Origin of the sequence: Tamlana sp. I1 (genome assembly GCF_015355625.1) — a bacterium.
Lineage (GTDB): Bacteria > Bacteroidota > Bacteroidia > Flavobacteriales > Flavobacteriaceae > Pseudotamlana.
In genome coordinates, this window is sequence record NZ_JACLAF010000010.1 from 155,640 (window position 1) to 172,803 (window position 17,164).

A 17,164-nucleotide genomic window follows, 5' to 3' on the forward strand; every position below is an offset into this window, starting at 1 on the left:
ATTTTAAATAAACATAAGTTCTAATCCGTTTTTATACTCATGGTTTAGTCTCTATCGTTCTAAAAGTTAAATTAATTCTAGGACTTATTACTTTTTTGGTTGGAGGTAAACGGTGTAGCCAATTGGTTTGTGTGCTGCCTTTCATAACCAATAAACTTCCTTTTTCTAAAATAACCGAAACCGTTTGTTTAATTTCTTTATGTTTAAACATGAATTTACGTTCTGCTCCAAAACTTAAGGAAGCAATTGCTCCATTTTTTTTCAAATCTTTTTCACCATCACTATGCCAAGCCATCCCCTCTGCGCCACTGTGATAAAGATTTAGTAAGCAAGAATTAAACGTTTCACCTGTTTTATGTTCTATAAGGGCCTTTAGCTCCAAAAGTTCTGGTGTCCATGGTAAAGCCGATTTTGTAGTTTTAGAATAAGTATAATCAAAGGGTTTATCGCCATACCAAGCTACTTTTCGTTTGGTAACAATTAGTTTTCCAAAAATGATGGCTTTGTCGTTTTCCCATTGAATATCATGTAATAATTGCTCGAAATAATGCTGTGATTTTTCTAAATTCATCACAGGACCATAATAATTTACTTCGCCATCAAAAGGTAGAATATTGGGGTTTGGTATATTATTAAATAAGTCCATGTATAAAATTTGAGCTATTTACAAATATCCAAAAAGTTATAAATCTTAGGTTATGAAAACACTTAAAAATTCAAGAAAAAAAACCTCAAAATACAATTATAAAAGTGAGAAAGAGAAACTAAAAGCAACCTAAAAACAGGATACAGTACTAAGCTTTATATGTCTATTGATTAAACAAAAAAGAGGCTATCTGAAAAGTATCCTTGATGTCATTTTCAGCTTGTCGAAATATTTTTAATTGATTGCTAAACAATAGCGGTTTCGATATGCTGAAAAATCAAACTTAATTTACTTTTAAGATGGCCTCTTATTCTATAAATTTAGAACAATAAACGCGCTAAACGCTTATTTTAAATAGGCTAAAACATTAGCCTCAATACGCTCTTGAATATTACTTACATCGGCTTTTACAAAAGTTTCGCCTGTTATGTTTTCGTAAAGTTCGATATAGCGCTCGCTAACCGATTGAATGTATTCATCGCTCATAAATGGAACTTTTTGTCCTTCTAAACCTTGAAAACCGTTTGAAATTAACCATTGGCGTACAAACTCTTTACTTAATTGTTTTTGCGCTTCGCCTTTATCTTGACGTTCTTGATACCCTTCAGCATAAAAATAACGTGATGAATCTGGCGTATGAATTTCATCAATTAACACTATTTGTCCGTCTTTAGTTTTTCCAAATTCATATTTAGTATCTACTAAAATTAAACCTCTTGATGCGGCAATTTCAGAACCACGTTGAAATAATTTACGGGTATAATCTTCTAATACAATATAATCTGCTTCTGAAACGATTCCCTTTTTCAAAATATCTTCACGAGAAATATCTTCATCATGATCGCCCATTTCTGCTTTGGTTGCAGGCGTAATAATAGGTTCTGGAAAAGCATCGTTTTCTTTTAGCCCTTCTGGCATTGGCACTCCGCAAAGCATGCGTTTTCCGGCTTTGTACTCGCGCGCTGCATGCCCCGACATATAACCCCGAATTACCATTTCTACTTTAAAAGGTTCGCATAAATGACCAACCGCCACATTTGGGTCTGGTGTTGCAGTTAACCAGTTAGGAACTAAATCCTCTGTAGCCGCCATCATTTTGGTTGCTATTTGATTTAGAATTTGCCCTTTGTAAGGAATCCCTTTTGGCATTACAACATCGAAAGCTGAAAGTCTATCGGTTGCTACCATAACCAATTCTTCATCGTTAATATTATACACGGCTCTTACTTTCCCTTTGTAAAGACTCTTTTGTCCTGGAAAATTGAAATTGGTATCAATTATTGTGTTACTCATTTTAAATAGATTTATAGTCTTGTGCTAGATGCTCGTTAATGCGTTAAGCCGTTCCTAGCGTTACCTTGTTTCTTCAATATATTTCACTCAATACTCTTTTTAAACGCTTCATTTCTTAACGAAAGTACAGCTAAAAAGTCCAATGAAAATATTGCGCAAAATAAAGTAAAATATATTAATTCTATCATTTGAATTTAGACTATTACATCTTGATTAACGTATGAAACCAACAAAAGCCTTAAAAAACGTAGATTTTATTCAATAATTTTTGGTGTAAGCCGTTTTGAAGCACAAATTTTTCAACTAGTTTATAACTATGAGACGAGGAAAAGCATTGTTTTACACAGCTCCTGAAAAATTTCCTTTTGAGGTGCTGATTATTATCCTGAATCCATATTTAATAACGAGTTTCACAAAAATTAAAACTAACTTTATACATTATGTAACTTTTATAAGTTTACTTAAACCTATTTAATTAAAACTTTGAAAAAAATGCTTACTTTTTCATTAAATCATATTGCGCTTTCTGTTAAAAATGTTGATAAATCTGTTGATTTTTATAAAAAAGTACTTCAGCTTAAAGAGATTGAAAACACAGCTTCAAAATCAAAAACAAGATGGTTATTACTGAGTGAAGGCAAACAAATACATTTAATTCCCCGCTCAGATGCTGAAATAAAAGTCAATAAAGCTGTTCATTTTGCATTAGCTACTCCCGACATCAATGCTTTTATCAAACATTTAGAAACTTTAAACATCGAATATTCCGATTGGCTCGATACACCAAAGAAAGATTATATTAGAAAAGACGGCATAAAACAAGTCTATTTTCAAGATATAAATGGCTATTGAATTGAAGTGAACGACGCTATTGAATAAGAATTAATTTTGTTTCTGATAAAACCACTCACTAACAATTTAAGCCAATAAATCTATAGTATTCAATTCTTTAACCCGTAAAAAGTTGTTTTATTTTGAAAGCTGATAATTATTTACCAAAACTGAAGCTGAAATATGTAAAACGCGCTCCAATTCTCTAATCATCTCAACAGTCAGTTTTTTCTTTTTATTCAAAATTTCTGAAACTCTACTTTTTCCTCCAATGATGCCAACTAAGTCTTTTTGTTTTAGATTCATTTCTTCCATTCTAATTTTTATGGCTTCAATAGGGTCTGGAGCTTCAATAGGATAATATTGATTTTCATAATTATCAATAAGCATTGATAATATTTCAGCTTCATCTCCCTCTTTTGTATCAGGAGCAGCATCAAATATAACTTCAAGTCTTTCTAGAGCTTTATCGTAATCTTGCTCCGTTTTTATAGGTTTTATTTTCATGATCTTAATTTATTAAATGGTGTCGGCATCTATTTTATCGTATTCGGAATGCGTACCAACAAATCTTATAAATGCCCATTGCCTGTCAAAATTAAATTTCACAATCAATCTATAAGAATTTCCTTTTATGTTGAAAACGATTCGACTATCTTTTAATATACTGGCATTTATGTAGGTTTGCTTAACATCATTAGGAGATGTCCAATTTGAGTTTTTAGCTGTTTCATACCAGGTTTTCAAATATTGTTCAGAGTCAGCATGCTTTTCCCAAAACACTCTTAATGTTCTCTTTGCAATTATTCTTTTCATAAATAAAATTCTAATGCAAATGTAAAAAAAGTTCTCGAATAAAGAACTTTTTTTGTTGTTTAAGTAACGCGTAACGATGTTATATAATCCAATTAAACTTTGTTTCTGATAAAACCACTTACACTAACTCAATCTAATGTATTTGGGTATTGATGCTTTAATACTACGCAGTTAACAAATTAATCTATTTATTCTTTATCCGAAGTCAAAAATTCAATAGCGGTTTGAAGCACTACGTCTTCACATTGTTGTTTTTTTAATTCATTTTCTAAGGTGATTGGTACGCGAATATCTGGTGTCACACCTTTTCCTTCTAAATTAACTTCTTTGGTATTTGCAAAATAGGTTTGACCACCTGTGTAAGTAAACACCTGTTTTTTAGGTAATGTTACCACCGCTAAAATACCACCGGCGCCTTCTGTACCATGTTCTGCTATAACGGTGGCTCTGTTTTGAGATTGTAAATATTGTGAAAAGTATTCGGCAGCACTAGCCGATTTATCATCAACCAAAACAACAATTTTACCAGAATAATAAAGATTAGACTTAGGTGAATAGATTTTCATATTATTACTCCCTGCCTTTATAAATTCGTGCTGTTTCGGATCGTAATTATACAAATCTAACCAATTAAGCGGTGCAGGATTTTGCTCTGAAAAAAAATAAGAAGTCATCGTATACATCAAAATAAGAAGACCTCCTGAATTACCTCTTAAATCTATAATTATGCCTTTTCTATCATTTACTTTTGATAAAAAACCCTCGTAGGTCGCCAAAGTTACAGGTATTTCCTCAAAATTTTTCCATCGGATGTAGCCAATATTGCCCTCGTTGAAAAACTTATAACTAATTTGTAAGTCAGACTCATTACTGTCGCAAGATTTTTCAGAATAAGTGAAACTGTCAGCATCCTGAGTAACTAATTGCACCTTTTGAGGTTTCGTTTGATTAGGATTCTTATACGCTACGGCAACATTGGTGCCTATCGGGAAATTGAAAAAGAAGTTTATACGTTCTAAAGCAATAGATTCATCCGTGCCTTTACTGGTGTTTATGGGGATATCCTCCATATGCTCTGCTGGTGTCTTTCCATTAACACTTACGATTTCGGTACCTACTACCCAACCCGCTTTTTTAGCAGGTGAGTTTTCTGCTATCGTTGTAACTACAAAACGACCATCTGAAAGTTCGACTACAGACACACCAAGCGAACCGCCCCAAAGTTCCCCCAGTTTTTTATAGTACTTACTCACTAAGGCCATATCATAGCTGGATGTTTGTACATGGGCATCTTTAAGTGAAATAGATAGGTCTTTTATAGCAATAAAATAATCTCCGGTATCCTTTCTTTTTTCCGCGTCTTTAATCTCATCCTGATACTTGGCTCTAATTTTTTCCCAATCCAGGTTTCTCTTTTTTGTATAAGCATAGCGTTCTTTTAGGAGATCGATAAGTGCATTATAAGCTTCAACTAAGCCCATTTCAGAAAAATCTGGGGCATCGTTTTTGGCAGTTGGTTCCAACAAATCCATAACACCATTAGAGTCACGACTAAATTGAATAGAACCATCACCTTTTATAGTCGCCAGAGTATAGCCTGTTTCCAGATTGGTTACTTGATCATCATCGGTAAACATTTTTTTATCCTTACCCCAATTTTTAGGGAATACTTGCTTATTGTCTGAAGCATAAATTAAAAGGGTACCCTCTGAAATTTGTTCCGTTTCAGAATTTAATGTTACCGATTGATACCCGTTTTGTTCTAATTGATCTAAATAGGAATCACCATACATATTCAGTCCTATTTGCGTATAAAAAACTTGCACCCCTTGTTTGGAGCTGTTTTTCTTATCAAAATTGACGAACCTCCCATTTGGTTGGATGGGTAAATCTATTTCGAAAGTTGTAGGTGACGGATAAATAGGACTTGTAGAGCGTCCTAAAATCTGACTTTTCATAGGAACAAATAAACTATCGGCATCGCCTTTTATAGCATAGGAAAAATCCATTAAGGCAAAGGTTGGGCTATGGTAGTATTTAGGAATCAAATAACTTTTGTAATCTAGTTTTCCTGATATTTTCTTTACACCATTTTCTGTTTGCGCTTCTACTCCACCTCCTAAAAACAAAAGTACTAGTGGCAAAATTGCTAGTTTCAAAATTTTAAAATCTAGATGTTGTTTTGGTTTCATGTGATTGGTGTTGTTTGTTTGAATTTAGAATTTAGGTTTGGACTTAAATTAGTTCGCGAAAATAAAAGTACTTATTTTCCGATAAGCACTTAGCTAAATCTTTATATTTTGTTTTTTCTTTTATGTACTAAAGCCTGATCAAAAAATTTGTTGAACTTAATAAACATTCCTAACCCTAGAATTAGGACCAAAAACCGTATTAATTATAGCCATTATTGCAATAGATTCATTCTATAGTTAATTCAAATTCCTTCTCTATATGATTCTTAGGATAGAACAAGATGAAATTAAGCATTACATCAGATGATGAAAATGCTCTGTACTTATTTCCCCATACTTTGGCTGCTTTTTCTTTTGGTTGTTTTGAGTTTAAAATCTCTATAAATATAGGTCGAACAATCTTTTTATAATCATAAAAAGACAAATTTGGGTCAGCTTTAAATATATCATAATTAACTTTAGAAACCGCCATACCCCCCTCTGGAATTGAAGTAGCATCAGAAGGAATACTTTTATCATCATTTTTTAGTTTTTCAAAATTGAAATATGGTATTTGTGATATTCTATTTCCATAATCATCAATATTAACAAAAGAAAAATTAATTTCTTCCGTATTCTGTTTGAAATCTAAAATGACTTTGTTTTCATAAAAATCTATAACTTTAAAATCTAGGCTTCCTATTTTTAAAGATTGACCTTTATTTAACTTATTAATTTTAACATAATGGTAATCCAGGATAAAACTACTTTTAAATTTAATTTTTCCTTTTAAATTTTCCTTATTCTCTTTGGAACTTATTTTGAAAGATTTAGTAATAGTCTTCCAATCATTAGAATATGATTTACCATCTTTAAAACCAGATGAAAATTTTGAACCAAAGGTTACACTACCATCCTTTTTTATTTGAATATTTTTAAGATTTTGATCTTTAATTTGATTATTGAGAATTAATAGTTTAAAAATATTTGATAGTCCTCCTTTTATATAAGAAGGAAAATAAGAATCAAATTCTATAACAAGGTCAGAAAAAGGATCGTCTATAATTTTAATTTTTGAGTTTATAGCTAATGTATCTAATGCACTCTCCAATTGTTTATTAGTATATTTTTTCTCTACCCAAGGAAGCTTATAGTTTTCATCTAATTCTGAATAATACTTTTGGTTTTTAAAAAGCCCAGAATTCATCCCGTACATTATTTTTTCATAGATTTCAATTTCATCTACTTTTGTGGAATCAATTTCTTGCCCTAAGACTGTTAATGAAAAAAGACTGAATATTATAATACCTGTTTTTTTCATTTTTTAATTTTTGGTAACGGCTACATGTATAATTTAGTTGCGTATTTCGGGACTAATTTAACAAACAAAACTGAGAGCGAGAAAATTCCGAAGGAATTTGCCAAGTAATGACTGACCAAAGCAATTAATTATACATATTGTTGTGTGAAGTACTTTTTCGTACTTAATTGGCATTATACCCAAATTTTCTACTTAATAAGGTTTCTTTCCACCAACTTTCTCGTTCAATTATTACTTCGTTTTCGGTGGTAGATTTGAATATATCTAAAATTGAAAATCGGAAGAATTGTTTAATATGGTTAAACTCTAAATTTTTGAGTTCTTTATTTCCTCCATTTCCAATTTTAACATAGGATTTCCAACGATTTAAAATCATTTCATCTCCGTAAGCTGAACCAACATACATTTTTCCGTTAGAAATATCTGTTATTAAGTAAACTCCTTTTTGGTTTCGTAATGCTGTTTTCCAAGTATCTTTTGTAATTACTCGTGAAAGTTCGTTCCATGATATATTTACTTTATCATAACCTGGAAAAATATCATTATCAAAAATATCTGGTAAAATTTGAGCAATTTCGCAGTCGTTAATTACTGAAGTTGCTTTTCTAACCATATTTTGAGATTTGTTCTTAAATCTTACTATTATTCGACCAAAATATTTCTCATATTCTTTCAATGTTTCGTATTCGTATCCAATTCCGTTCTGAACATTCAAATCTTTTGTTATTCTCCCAATATGAAATAAAAGCCAAAGGTTTTCATTGTTTTTAATGCGAATAAAGCCGACAGTGACCTGTCCTGTTTTATAAGATTTCATTTTGTTGTAATTCCAATAATGTCCGCCAAGAATAGTGTCCATTTCATTATTCTTAAACATTTCAATTGGATTCCAATTCCCTCCAAACATTAAATTAAATCTGATTTTGGTATTGTTTAGATTTTCTAATTTTAAAATGTCGTTTAATTTAATAGAGTTCATTCAGATTTCGAGGTTTTTCGGGTATTACACACAACAAGAGCATATCAACCATATACTCCTATAATTTTTTTAATTCAACCCAAAAATTAAAATCAATAACAATTTTAGGGCTAATCTTAAAAAAAGATGATGGTATGTTTTACACAACCGTCATCTTTCATATTTCATATTTTTAATATTTTAATGTTATCAACCAAGCATCATGGTTTTTCAGGTCTTTAACTTTGTGCTCCTGCCCCCTAGCCCTGATTGTAGTGGCATCCTTTTTTGCCTCTTAAAGGGCGAAAAAGATATAACGGAAAGCAGGTTTCTGCTCCTGAAAAAAATTATGCCATTTTTAGTCTGCGTTTTCTATGCTTTTATAAGCTTCAATCACTTTTTTAACGAGTTTATGACGAATAACATCTTTATCGTCTAGGAAAATCATGCCTACACCTTCCACATTTTTTAAGATGAGTAAAGCTTCTTTAAGTCCGGAAATGGTACGGCGCGGCAAATCGATTTGACCAGGATCGCCCGTTAATAGAAACTTGGCGTTTTTTCCCATACGGGTTAAAAACATTTTCATTTGGGCGTGGGTGGTGTTTTGTCCTTCATCTAAAATCACGAAGGCATTATCTAAGGTTCGACCGCGCATAAAGGCCAGAGGCGCGATTTGAATAGTACCATTTTCGATATAATGCGCGAGTTTTTCGGGAGCAATCATATCCCTTAACGCATCGTATAAAGGTTGCATGTAAGGGTCTAATTTTTCTTTTAAATCGCCCGGAAGGAATCCTAAATTCTCTCCTGCTTCTACCGCTGGACGGGTTAAAATGATACGCTTAACTTCCTTGTTTTTTAAGGCTTGAACCGCCAAGGCTACGCCCGTATAGGTTTTTCCGGTTCCTGCTGGTCCGATGGCAAAAACCATATCGTTTTTACGCATAAGCTCGACCATTTTACGTTGGTTTGCTGTTTGCGCTTTTATAAGCCTGCCGCTTACGCCGTGCACTATTACTTCGCCGCTTTTTTCGGAGGTGGAATAATCGTCGCTACTCTGGCTGGTTAACACACGCTCGATAACATTTTCGTCTAGCTTGTTATATTTTGCGAAATGTTTTAAAAGCATGGTAATACGCCTATCAAATTCTTCTAGCAATTCTTCATCGCCAAAGGCTTTAATTTTTGTGCCACGCGCTACAATTTTTAGTTTTGGGAAATATTTTTTTAAAAGTTCAATATTGGTGTTTTGTGCTCCAAAAAACTCTTTTGGAGAAATCTCTTCAAGTTCGATGATTATTTCGTTCAAAGGCGTAAATTTAATTTTGTTCCAATTAAATACTATCAGACCAAATGATTAGTTTTATAAATTCTTATTTCAAGGAATAAGTTGGTGTAAGCTACATTTTTAATTTAAAATATAAAAACGAAAACGAAAATTTATGTAGGTTTGTATCACATATTTGTGAAACTCGAAATTAAGGGCATTTGAGTGACAAAACACTAAAAAAACACCAACAATTTTGCCAATGGCAATTATTACATTAACAACCGATTTTGGAGAAAAAGATTATTTTGCAGGGGCTACACGAGGCGCGATTTACAGCGAATTATCTGATGTAACCATTGTTGATATCTCGCATTCTATTTCGCCTTTTAACATCCCGGAAGCCGCCTATATTATACAAAATGCCTACAGCAGTTTCCCGAAAGGCACCATACATATTATTGGAATTGACTCTGAGATAAACCCTGAAAATAAGCACATTGCCATTAAGCTAGACGATCATTATTTTATTTGTGCCAACAATGGTATTATGAGTATGATTTGTTCGGAAATTGCACCAGAAAAAATTGTTGAGATAAACATTCACGATAAAATTAGCACCAATTTTCCTGTATTGGATGTTTTTGTAAAAGTAGCTTGCCACATTGCTCGTGGTGGAACGCTTGATGTTATTGGGAAAAGCATTCCTGAAATTAAACCTATTAAAAACATTGTGCCTTATGTAAATGACGATAAAACCCAAATTATGGGTAGCGTTATTTATATTGATAATTACGGTAATGTGATAACCAATATTAAGCGTAACTTTTTTGAAAACATACAAAAAGGCCGTGCTTATGAGATTGCTGCTAGAAACTATAAATTCAATAAAATTAATCAGAAATACAGCGATATCGTTAATTTTGATATTCCTGAAAACAAACGAAATGATGAAGGCAAAAGGTTAGTGCTTTTTAATTCGGGGAATTTTTTAGAAATTGCAATTTATAAAAGTAATAACGAAACTGTTGGTAGTGCCGCATCCCTTTTAGGACTAGGTTTAATGGATACAGTAAGTGTGAAATTTATTCCAGATCCTATTAATTCGGATGCTACTGAATTGCCGCATAATATTCATAAAATTTCCGATTACGAATAATAATGGATGGATGAAGACAGAAGACGGGAGACAGAAGACGGGGGACCGGAGACGGGAGACGGGAGACGGATGAAAAAAATGACAGGAGACAGATGACAGGAGACCGGAGCCAAAAACAAACAACTAACAACCAATAACCAATAACCAATAACCAATAACCAAAACTAAATGTTCGCCATTTTAAGAAAAGAAATAAATTCATTTTTTGCATCGCCCATCGGCTATTTAGTCATTGGTATATTTATCGTACTAAACGGACTATTTTTATGGGTTTTTAAAGGCGAATTCAATATTTTAGATTATGGTTTTGCCGATTTATCGTCGTTTTTCTTATTAGCGCCTTGGATTCTTATTTTCTTAATTCCCGCGGTGACTATGCGTAGTTTTTCAGATGAAAAAAAACAAGGTACTTTAGAATTACTGCTTACTAAACCCATCTCGCTTTTCAACATTGTTTTGGGTAAATATTTTGGTGCTTTTATTTTAATATTAATTGCGCTTTTACCAACGCTACTTTACGTTTATACAGTGTATCAATTAGGAAATCCTGAAGGTAATTTAGATATGGGTAGCACTTTAGGTTCGTATTTCGGACTTCTATTTTTAGTGGCTGCATACACGGCAATTGGCGTGTTTGCTTCAACGCTTTCAGACAATCAAATCGTGGCTTTTATTTCTGCAGTTTTTATTTGTTTTCTGTTTTACATTGGTTTTGAAGGTCTTGCCGATATCATTTCTAGTCCGTTTACAGAACAACTTGGCATGAGCGCGCATTTTAAAAGCATGAGCCGCGGGGTTTTAGACACGCGCGATATATTATATTTTTTAAGCATAACAATCTTCTTTTTAATGCTAACCAAATTAAATTTGAATAAAGCCAACGCATGATTTTAACACCTATTTTTATCATTTCAATGTGTATCGTTTTTGTGCTTGTTTGGCTATTCATGAACACCATAGACAAACGCAAATGGCTCACTTTTTTAATTAGTTTAGTGTTAGCACCTATCGCCTATTTTTATTTGTTTTATCCTGTTTTAAACATATTTAGCAGTTACCATCACGAAAAATATTTCAATGCCGAAGCATGGGCAGACCAACCTGAACTCCGTTTTGAAATGCTAGACAATATGGTACAGGATAGTTTGCTTATTGGCAAAAACAAAAACGAAGTAAAATCCCTTTTAGGAAAAAGCGAATGGTTTGGTTGGGATGATGCCATTAAGGCTAATTCGCAAGATAAATGGAATTATAATTTAGGTTTTAAACCTGGAGCTTTTAATAACAGTCAAGAATGTATTGAACTTGATTTTAAAAATGATAAAGTAACCAGTTTAAGAACCTATCAATTAGAAAAAACTTTTGAATAAAAACACAAAACACATATTAATAAGCCTTATCGTTTTAATAGCGATAAACCTAATTGGCAGTAAAGTTTTTAAACGATTTGACTTAACATCCGATAAACGCTATACGTTAAGCACTTCGGCTATTAACACCGTTAAAGACCTTGAATCGCCAATTATTATTGATGTCTTTCTAGAGGGCGATGGTTTTCCTTCGGAATTTAGACGCCTAAAAAAAGAAACCCAGCAATTGCTTGAAGAGTTTGCTGCCGAAAACAACAATATCATTTTCAACTTTATTAATCCTATTGAAGAAGATGCCACTCGAGAACGCAATATTCAGCAATTAACGCAACGTGGTTTAACACCAATGCAATTGAATGTTACCGAAAACGGAAAATCTTCGCAAGCCTTAATTTTCCCTTGGGCGCTAGCAAGTTATAAAGAAAAAACAGTTATTATTCCCTTAGTAAAAAATAAAATAGGTGCTTCCCAACAGGAACTAGTAACCAATTCTGTGCAGCATTTAGAGTACGCTTTCGCGGATGGATTTAGCAAACTTACTACACCTAAAAAACGAAAAATCGCTATTTTAAAGGGCAACAAACAACTGGAAGACAAATACATTGCCGATTTTGTTAGAAAAATTGGCGAATACTATTTTATTGCACCTTTTACTTTAGATAGTGTTTCAAAAAACCCGCAAAAAACGCTTCAAGATTTAACAAAATTCGATTTAATTATTTCGGCAAAACCTACTGAAGCTTTTACGGAGAAGGAAAAACTTGTACTGGATCAATTCACCATGAATGGCGGAAAAAGCCTGTGGTTAATTGATGCTGTTGCGATGGAAAAAGACAGCTTATACAATGCTAACGGTACTAATGTTGCCATTTCTAGAGATTTAAATCTTACCGATTTCTTTTTTCAGTACGGTGTTCGTGTCAACCCCGAAATGGTTAGCACCCTGTATTCTGCACCTATTACTCTAGCCATTGGCGAAGGGAGTCAGTCGCAGTTTCAACATTTACAATGGCCCTATTCGCCGCTGGCGGGCACGAGTAGCCACCACCCTATTGTTAATAATCTAAATTTGGTAAAATTCGATTTCGCGAATCAAATTGACACCCTTAAAAACAACATTAAAAAAACCATTTTATTAGAAACTGCGCCTTTAACAAAATTAGAAGGCACGCCGCGTGTGGTAAGTTTAAGCGTGGTGACTAAGGAACAAAACCCAGATGTTTTCAACGCTGGAAACCAAACCTTAGCAGTTTTATTAGAAGGCGAATTTAACTCGGTTTATAGCAATCGAATTAAACCGTTTAAACTTTCGAATGAAAAAGATAAAAGCAGTCCAACCAAAATGATTGTGATTGCCGATGGTGATATTATAAAAAATGATGTTGTTAAAAATGCACCACAAGAATTAGGATTCGACAGATGGACCGGACAAACCTACGGAAACAAAGAATTTTTACTGAATGCCGTTAATTATTTATTAGACGATAGCGGACTTATAAACATTCGTTCTAGAGAAATAGCAGTTGCGTTTTTAAATCAGCAAAAAATTGCATCAGAAAAAACCAAGTGGCAACTTGTAAACATTGTACTTCCGTTGGTTTTACTCGCGCTTTTTGGTATTGGTTTTAATTACTTCAGAAAGAAAAAATACGCTGCCTAAATGTTAATAAGTTTGTTTCCAAATATAAGGTGTTTAGAATATATTTGTATGAAGCATAATTACAATTAAAACTAAGCTAGTTAGATAAAATAAAGAGTGCTTTTAGTCCATTTTAATTGGAAAAACAAAAATCTCTTTACGGCACGAGTCTTAGAAAAATCATAATATTTTCTCATGAAGTTTATAGTATCAAGTACTTATTTATTAAAACAATTACAGGTTTTAGGTGGTGTAATTAACAGTTCGAACACCTTACCAATTTTAGATAATTTCTTATTTGAGTTAGACCATAGCCAGCTTACAATTTCGGCAAGCGATTTAGAAACCACCATGGCTTCTAAATTAGAAGTTGAAAGCGATAGCACGGGTAGCGTTGCCATTCCTGCACGTTTGTTATTAGATACTTTAAAAACATTTCCTGAGCAGCCCTTAACTTTTGTTGTTGAAGATAATAACACGGTTGAAATTAGCTCAAATCATGGTAAATATGCTTTAGCTTACGCTGATGGAAAAGAGTTTCCTAAAGCTGTAGCACTAGAAGACCCGAGCAAAACAGTAGTTATTGGCGATGTTTTAGCAACCGCTATTAGTAAAACCATATTTGCTGCTGGAAACGACGATTTACGCCCTGTTATGAGCGGTGTATTCTTTCAGTTTTCAACCGAAGGTTTAACTTTTGTTGCTACCGATGCGCATAAATTAGTAAAATATACACGCGAAGATATTAAAGCCAATCAAGTGGCAGAATTTATCATGCCTAAGAAACCTTTAAATCTTTTAAAAGGTATTTTAGCAGCTAGCGAAGATGATGTAACGATTGAATATAACGAGTCTAACGCCAAATTTACTTTTGAAAATTCAGAATTAATTTGCCGTTTAATTGATGGAAAATATCCTAATTACGAAGCGGTTATTCCTAAAGAAAATCCTAACAAATTAGTAATTAACAGAAATCAGTTTTTAAACTCTGTGCGTCGTGTTAGTATTTTCTCAAACAAAACAACACACCAAATTCGATTAAAAATTGCAGGAGCCGAACTTAATATTTCTGCGGAAGACATCGATTATAGCAACAAAGCTGAAGAGCGTTTAACCTGCGATTATCAAGGTGATGATATGCAAATTGGTTTCAACTCCCGTTTTTTAACTGAAATGTTAAACAATCTAAATGCTGATGAAGTACAATTAGAGATGAGCATGCCAAATAGAGCTGGAATTTTAACGCCTATTGACGGACTTGACGAAGGTGAACAAGTAACCATGTTGGTTATGCCTGTGATGTTAAACAGCTAATCTATCTATTCTAGTAAAATTTCTGAAAATATTCAGGTGAAAAATATATTAAACAGTATCAATTTTTTGATGCTGTTTTTTTTATGACATTCTCATACGGATATAGCTTTGATACCAATTACAACATAACACAATGATTAAATTTTAAACTATTGATTGGTATCATATCACAAAACTATTGAATACTTTAACTTGACAAAAGCGTTACCGAAAGCTCTTCATGATTAAAAAAGCGTAAAATCTCATCAAAATTAATCACAAAAAAGAGGCTGTCTGAAAAGTCAGTTAAATTTGATTTATCAGATTAAGCTTGTCGAAACCGATATTGATTAGCAATCAGTTAAAAATATTTCGACAGGCTAAATAGGACATCAAGTATACTTTTCAAACAGCCTCCTTTTTACAAAATAAGTTTTATCCTATACCCTATTTTTTAATAGGCTTAACAGGGTAAGATTTCATTAACTTCTTTATTTTTCTAGGAATTGTTTTTTCACGTTTCTTTGGCTTTTCATTAACTACAGAAGTGATAACACCTTGCCAAACAAGTTTCTTTGAACCCTCGTCGTACATATCCACTACAAAGGTTCCTTCTTTATAATCGTCTTCATTATAGGTTGTCGTAGCAGAAACCATTCCAGTTCCCATACCCATACCATAACCCCAGCCCCATCGGCCCATTCCGTAACCCATACCGCCATTAAAATCGGTATAAGCTGTAGTGCTTGTTTTATTGTTAACCACAATATATAAGGTTACTGCAGCATCACCACCTGTTTGCACTAATTTCAATCCTCGACTATCAAATTGAGATTTCATCGCATCGGTGATTCTTTTCTTGTCAAAATCGGTTAAAATTTTGTCGCTATCTTTTTCCCAACCTGCAAACGAGTAGGTTTTATATTTTGTAAAATCGATAGATTTATCATAATCACTTTTAACCTGAGCAAAAGCAGATACCGATAGTAATAGTGCAATAAACGGAATACTTAAAAATTTCATTCTTGATTTCATATTTCAAAATTTAACTAGTTATTATTAATTAATATTAAAGACAAAGTCTTTTCTTTTTTATGTTTTTTAATTAGTAGCGTTTTATATTGCTTAAAAGCTCAGTAAATATAAATAATTAAAGCAAACTGAAATTTGAAAAATTTAATAAATAACTGTTAATTTCTCTGATTCCAAGATGAACCAAAAACGATGTAATAACCAAAATCATTATTCGACCAGGCCACATCCATGCCCACTCTTAATTTAAATTTACGAGCTATTAAATATCTAAAACCAGAACCATAGTTGTAAACTAAATTAGCATTGGCGAAGTTCTCATTTTCCTTTACTGCTTTAGCCATTCCTGCAAAACCTACAGCGCTCCAACGCATAGTAAAATCGTATCGTTGTTCTGTTTCAAATAAATAAGTAGATTTCCCTTGGTATCTCGCTTTTGGCACCCCTCTTAATTCTACCGCTGGTTCTAAATAAAATGGGCCATCATTACTTTGAAATTCCAACTGTAAGCGAAATCCGCTAACCCAATTGTGCTTCACTTTAATAAATTGAAGCGCTGAAATCCTAAGATCCTGGAAATTATAATCACTTCCTGTCCATTGCTCATTTATGTGGTATGTTGAATTAAAAAAGCTCCCCGAATCTGGTGTAAACATAGAATCGCGACTATCGTATTCCAGAACTAATGCCGGACTACTTAATGTGCTAGATATGTCTTTTTCTTTAACAAAATCTGGTAGGTTTTGAAATTCAAATTCTGGGGTAATCTCACTATGCATATAAGCATATTCAAGACCCGCATAAAATTTAGTATCCCAAAGCTGCTTCATAAAAGTTAATACAACGGGAGTCGATTTAAAATTAAATTCAAATTCCTTTTCACCTTGATTTAATACATTTCTATAGAAATCCATATTTATAGACCCATGGCCTGTAGCAAATGTGTACTTAAATTTATGTTTGGTATTAAAACCTAAATGATAAATGCCTGCTCCCCAAGATTTATTTGCGGAATAGCCTCCAAAAATAGCGGTAATATTTGGTGGTGTATAGTTTTTAGTGGGATGCTTATTGGGCTTTATAAAAATAGGACCTCCCATTATTCCAAAATCACCTAAAGCCGGTTCTGTAATAGGTTGAGCAAAAGGGATAAACCCCTGTGGATTCAATAAAAAATCACTAAAATCTAATTTATTATCTAATGAATCTTTAAAAACATATTTATGCTTTTTTTGTGCCTGTACAGATAAAACAAAAAATAAACAGAAAAAGATGAAATAAGAGTAACAATGCTTCATTACAATCGATTTATATGTAAATGTACTAATTAGATATTTATTTTATAAAACCATATTTCCTATTACT

16 protein-coding genes are annotated in these 17,164 nt (G+C 32.8%); 6 read left to right on the forward strand and 10 right to left on the reverse strand.

Annotated elements, in window-relative coordinates:
• Window positions 1-37 precede the first annotated feature (37 nt).
• Both H6X70_RS10900 and H6X70_RS10905 read right to left on the reverse strand, forming a co-directional pair.
• Complete coding sequence (locus tag H6X70_RS10900; RefSeq protein ID WP_194767721.1) at window positions 38-646, reverse strand: alpha-ketoglutarate-dependent dioxygenase AlkB family protein; 609 nt, start codon at window positions 644-646, stop codon at window positions 38-40.
• A gap of 345 nt (window positions 647-991) precedes the next feature.
• Complete coding sequence (locus tag H6X70_RS10905) at window positions 992-1,939, reverse strand: phosphoribosylaminoimidazolesuccinocarboxamide synthase (RefSeq protein ID WP_194767722.1); 948 nt, start codon at window positions 1,937-1,939, stop codon at window positions 992-994.
• A 492-nt stretch (window positions 1,940-2,431) separates the two neighbouring features.
• On the opposite strand from H6X70_RS10905, the gene H6X70_RS10910 reads away from it, so the two are divergent.
• Window positions 2,432-2,791, forward strand: a complete 360-nt coding sequence (locus H6X70_RS10910; RefSeq protein WP_194767723.1) for a VOC family protein — start codon at window positions 2,432-2,434, stop codon at window positions 2,789-2,791.
• A 117-nt stretch (window positions 2,792-2,908) separates the two neighbouring features.
• Here H6X70_RS10910 and H6X70_RS10915 read toward each other — a convergent pair whose 3' ends face one another.
• From H6X70_RS10915 to H6X70_RS10940, 6 genes are all read right to left on the reverse strand, one after another.
• A complete protein-coding gene (locus tag H6X70_RS10915; RefSeq protein WP_194767724.1) occupies window positions 2,909-3,277 on the reverse strand; it encodes a type II toxin-antitoxin system HigA family antitoxin in 369 nt (122 codons plus the stop codon).
• Between the two features lie 12 nt (window positions 3,278-3,289).
• A complete protein-coding gene (locus H6X70_RS10920; RefSeq protein ID WP_194767725.1) occupies window positions 3,290-3,586 on the reverse strand; it encodes a type II toxin-antitoxin system HigB family toxin in 297 nt (98 codons plus the stop codon).
• 188 nt (window positions 3,587-3,774) lie between these two features.
• A complete protein-coding gene (locus tag H6X70_RS10925; protein WP_194767726.1) occupies window positions 3,775-5,778 on the reverse strand; it encodes a S41 family peptidase in 2,004 nt (667 codons plus the stop codon).
• 226 nt (window positions 5,779-6,004) lie between these two features.
• Complete coding sequence (locus H6X70_RS10930; RefSeq protein WP_194767727.1) at window positions 6,005-7,078, reverse strand: hypothetical protein; 1,074 nt, start codon at window positions 7,076-7,078, stop codon at window positions 6,005-6,007.
• A 163-nt stretch (window positions 7,079-7,241) separates the two neighbouring features.
• Window positions 7,242-8,057 carry a GIY-YIG nuclease family protein gene (locus H6X70_RS10935; RefSeq protein ID WP_194767728.1) on the reverse strand — a complete coding sequence of 272 codons (816 nt, stop codon included), beginning with the start codon at window positions 8,055-8,057 and terminating at the stop codon, window positions 7,242-7,244.
• Window positions 8,058-8,394: 337 nt separating this feature from the next.
• The gene (locus H6X70_RS10940) at window positions 8,395-9,348 is read right to left on the reverse strand and encodes a PhoH family protein (RefSeq protein ID WP_194767729.1); all 954 of its coding nucleotides are present in this window, start codon (window positions 9,346-9,348) and stop codon (window positions 8,395-8,397) included.
• A gap of 220 nt (window positions 9,349-9,568) precedes the next feature.
• Here H6X70_RS10940 and H6X70_RS10945 point away from each other — a divergent pair, with 220 nt between their 5' ends.
• From H6X70_RS10945 to dnaN, 5 genes are all read left to right on the forward strand, one after another.
• On the forward strand, window positions 9,569-10,465 hold the full coding sequence (locus tag H6X70_RS10945) for an S-adenosyl-l-methionine hydroxide adenosyltransferase family protein (RefSeq protein WP_194767730.1): 897 nt from the start codon (window positions 9,569-9,571) through the stop codon (window positions 10,463-10,465).
• 168 nt (window positions 10,466-10,633) lie between these two features.
• Window positions 10,634-11,353, forward strand: coding sequence for a gliding motility-associated ABC transporter permease subunit GldF (gldF, locus tag H6X70_RS10950; protein WP_194767731.1), 720 nt, complete (start codon window positions 10,634-10,636; stop codon window positions 11,351-11,353).
• Complete coding sequence (locus H6X70_RS10955) at window positions 11,350-11,835, forward strand: hypothetical protein (protein ID WP_194767732.1); 486 nt, start codon at window positions 11,350-11,352, stop codon at window positions 11,833-11,835. The genes gldF and H6X70_RS10955 overlap by 4 nt, the downstream gene beginning before the upstream one ends.
• Entirely contained in the window at window positions 11,828-13,495 is a 1,668-nt protein-coding gene (gene gldG, locus H6X70_RS10960) for a gliding motility-associated ABC transporter substrate-binding protein GldG (protein ID WP_194767733.1), read from the forward strand. Before H6X70_RS10955 ends, gldG begins: the two co-directional genes overlap by 8 nt.
• Before the next feature lie 174 nt (window positions 13,496-13,669).
• The gene (dnaN, locus tag H6X70_RS10965; protein ID WP_194767734.1) at window positions 13,670-14,788 is read left to right on the forward strand and encodes a DNA polymerase III subunit beta; all 1,119 of its coding nucleotides are present in this window, start codon (window positions 13,670-13,672) and stop codon (window positions 14,786-14,788) included.
• Between the two features lie 426 nt (window positions 14,789-15,214).
• On the opposite strand, the gene H6X70_RS10970 is transcribed toward dnaN, so the two are convergent.
• Window positions 15,215-15,802: a DUF4136 domain-containing protein gene (locus tag H6X70_RS10970; protein ID WP_194767735.1), complete on the reverse strand. Its 588-nt coding sequence runs from the start codon at window positions 15,800-15,802 to the stop codon at window positions 15,215-15,217.
• 155 nt (window positions 15,803-15,957) lie between these two features.
• Entirely contained in the window at window positions 15,958-17,097 is a 1,140-nt protein-coding gene (locus H6X70_RS10975) for a BamA/TamA family outer membrane protein (RefSeq protein ID WP_194767736.1), read from the reverse strand.
• Between the last annotated feature and the right edge of the window lie 67 nt (window positions 17,098-17,164).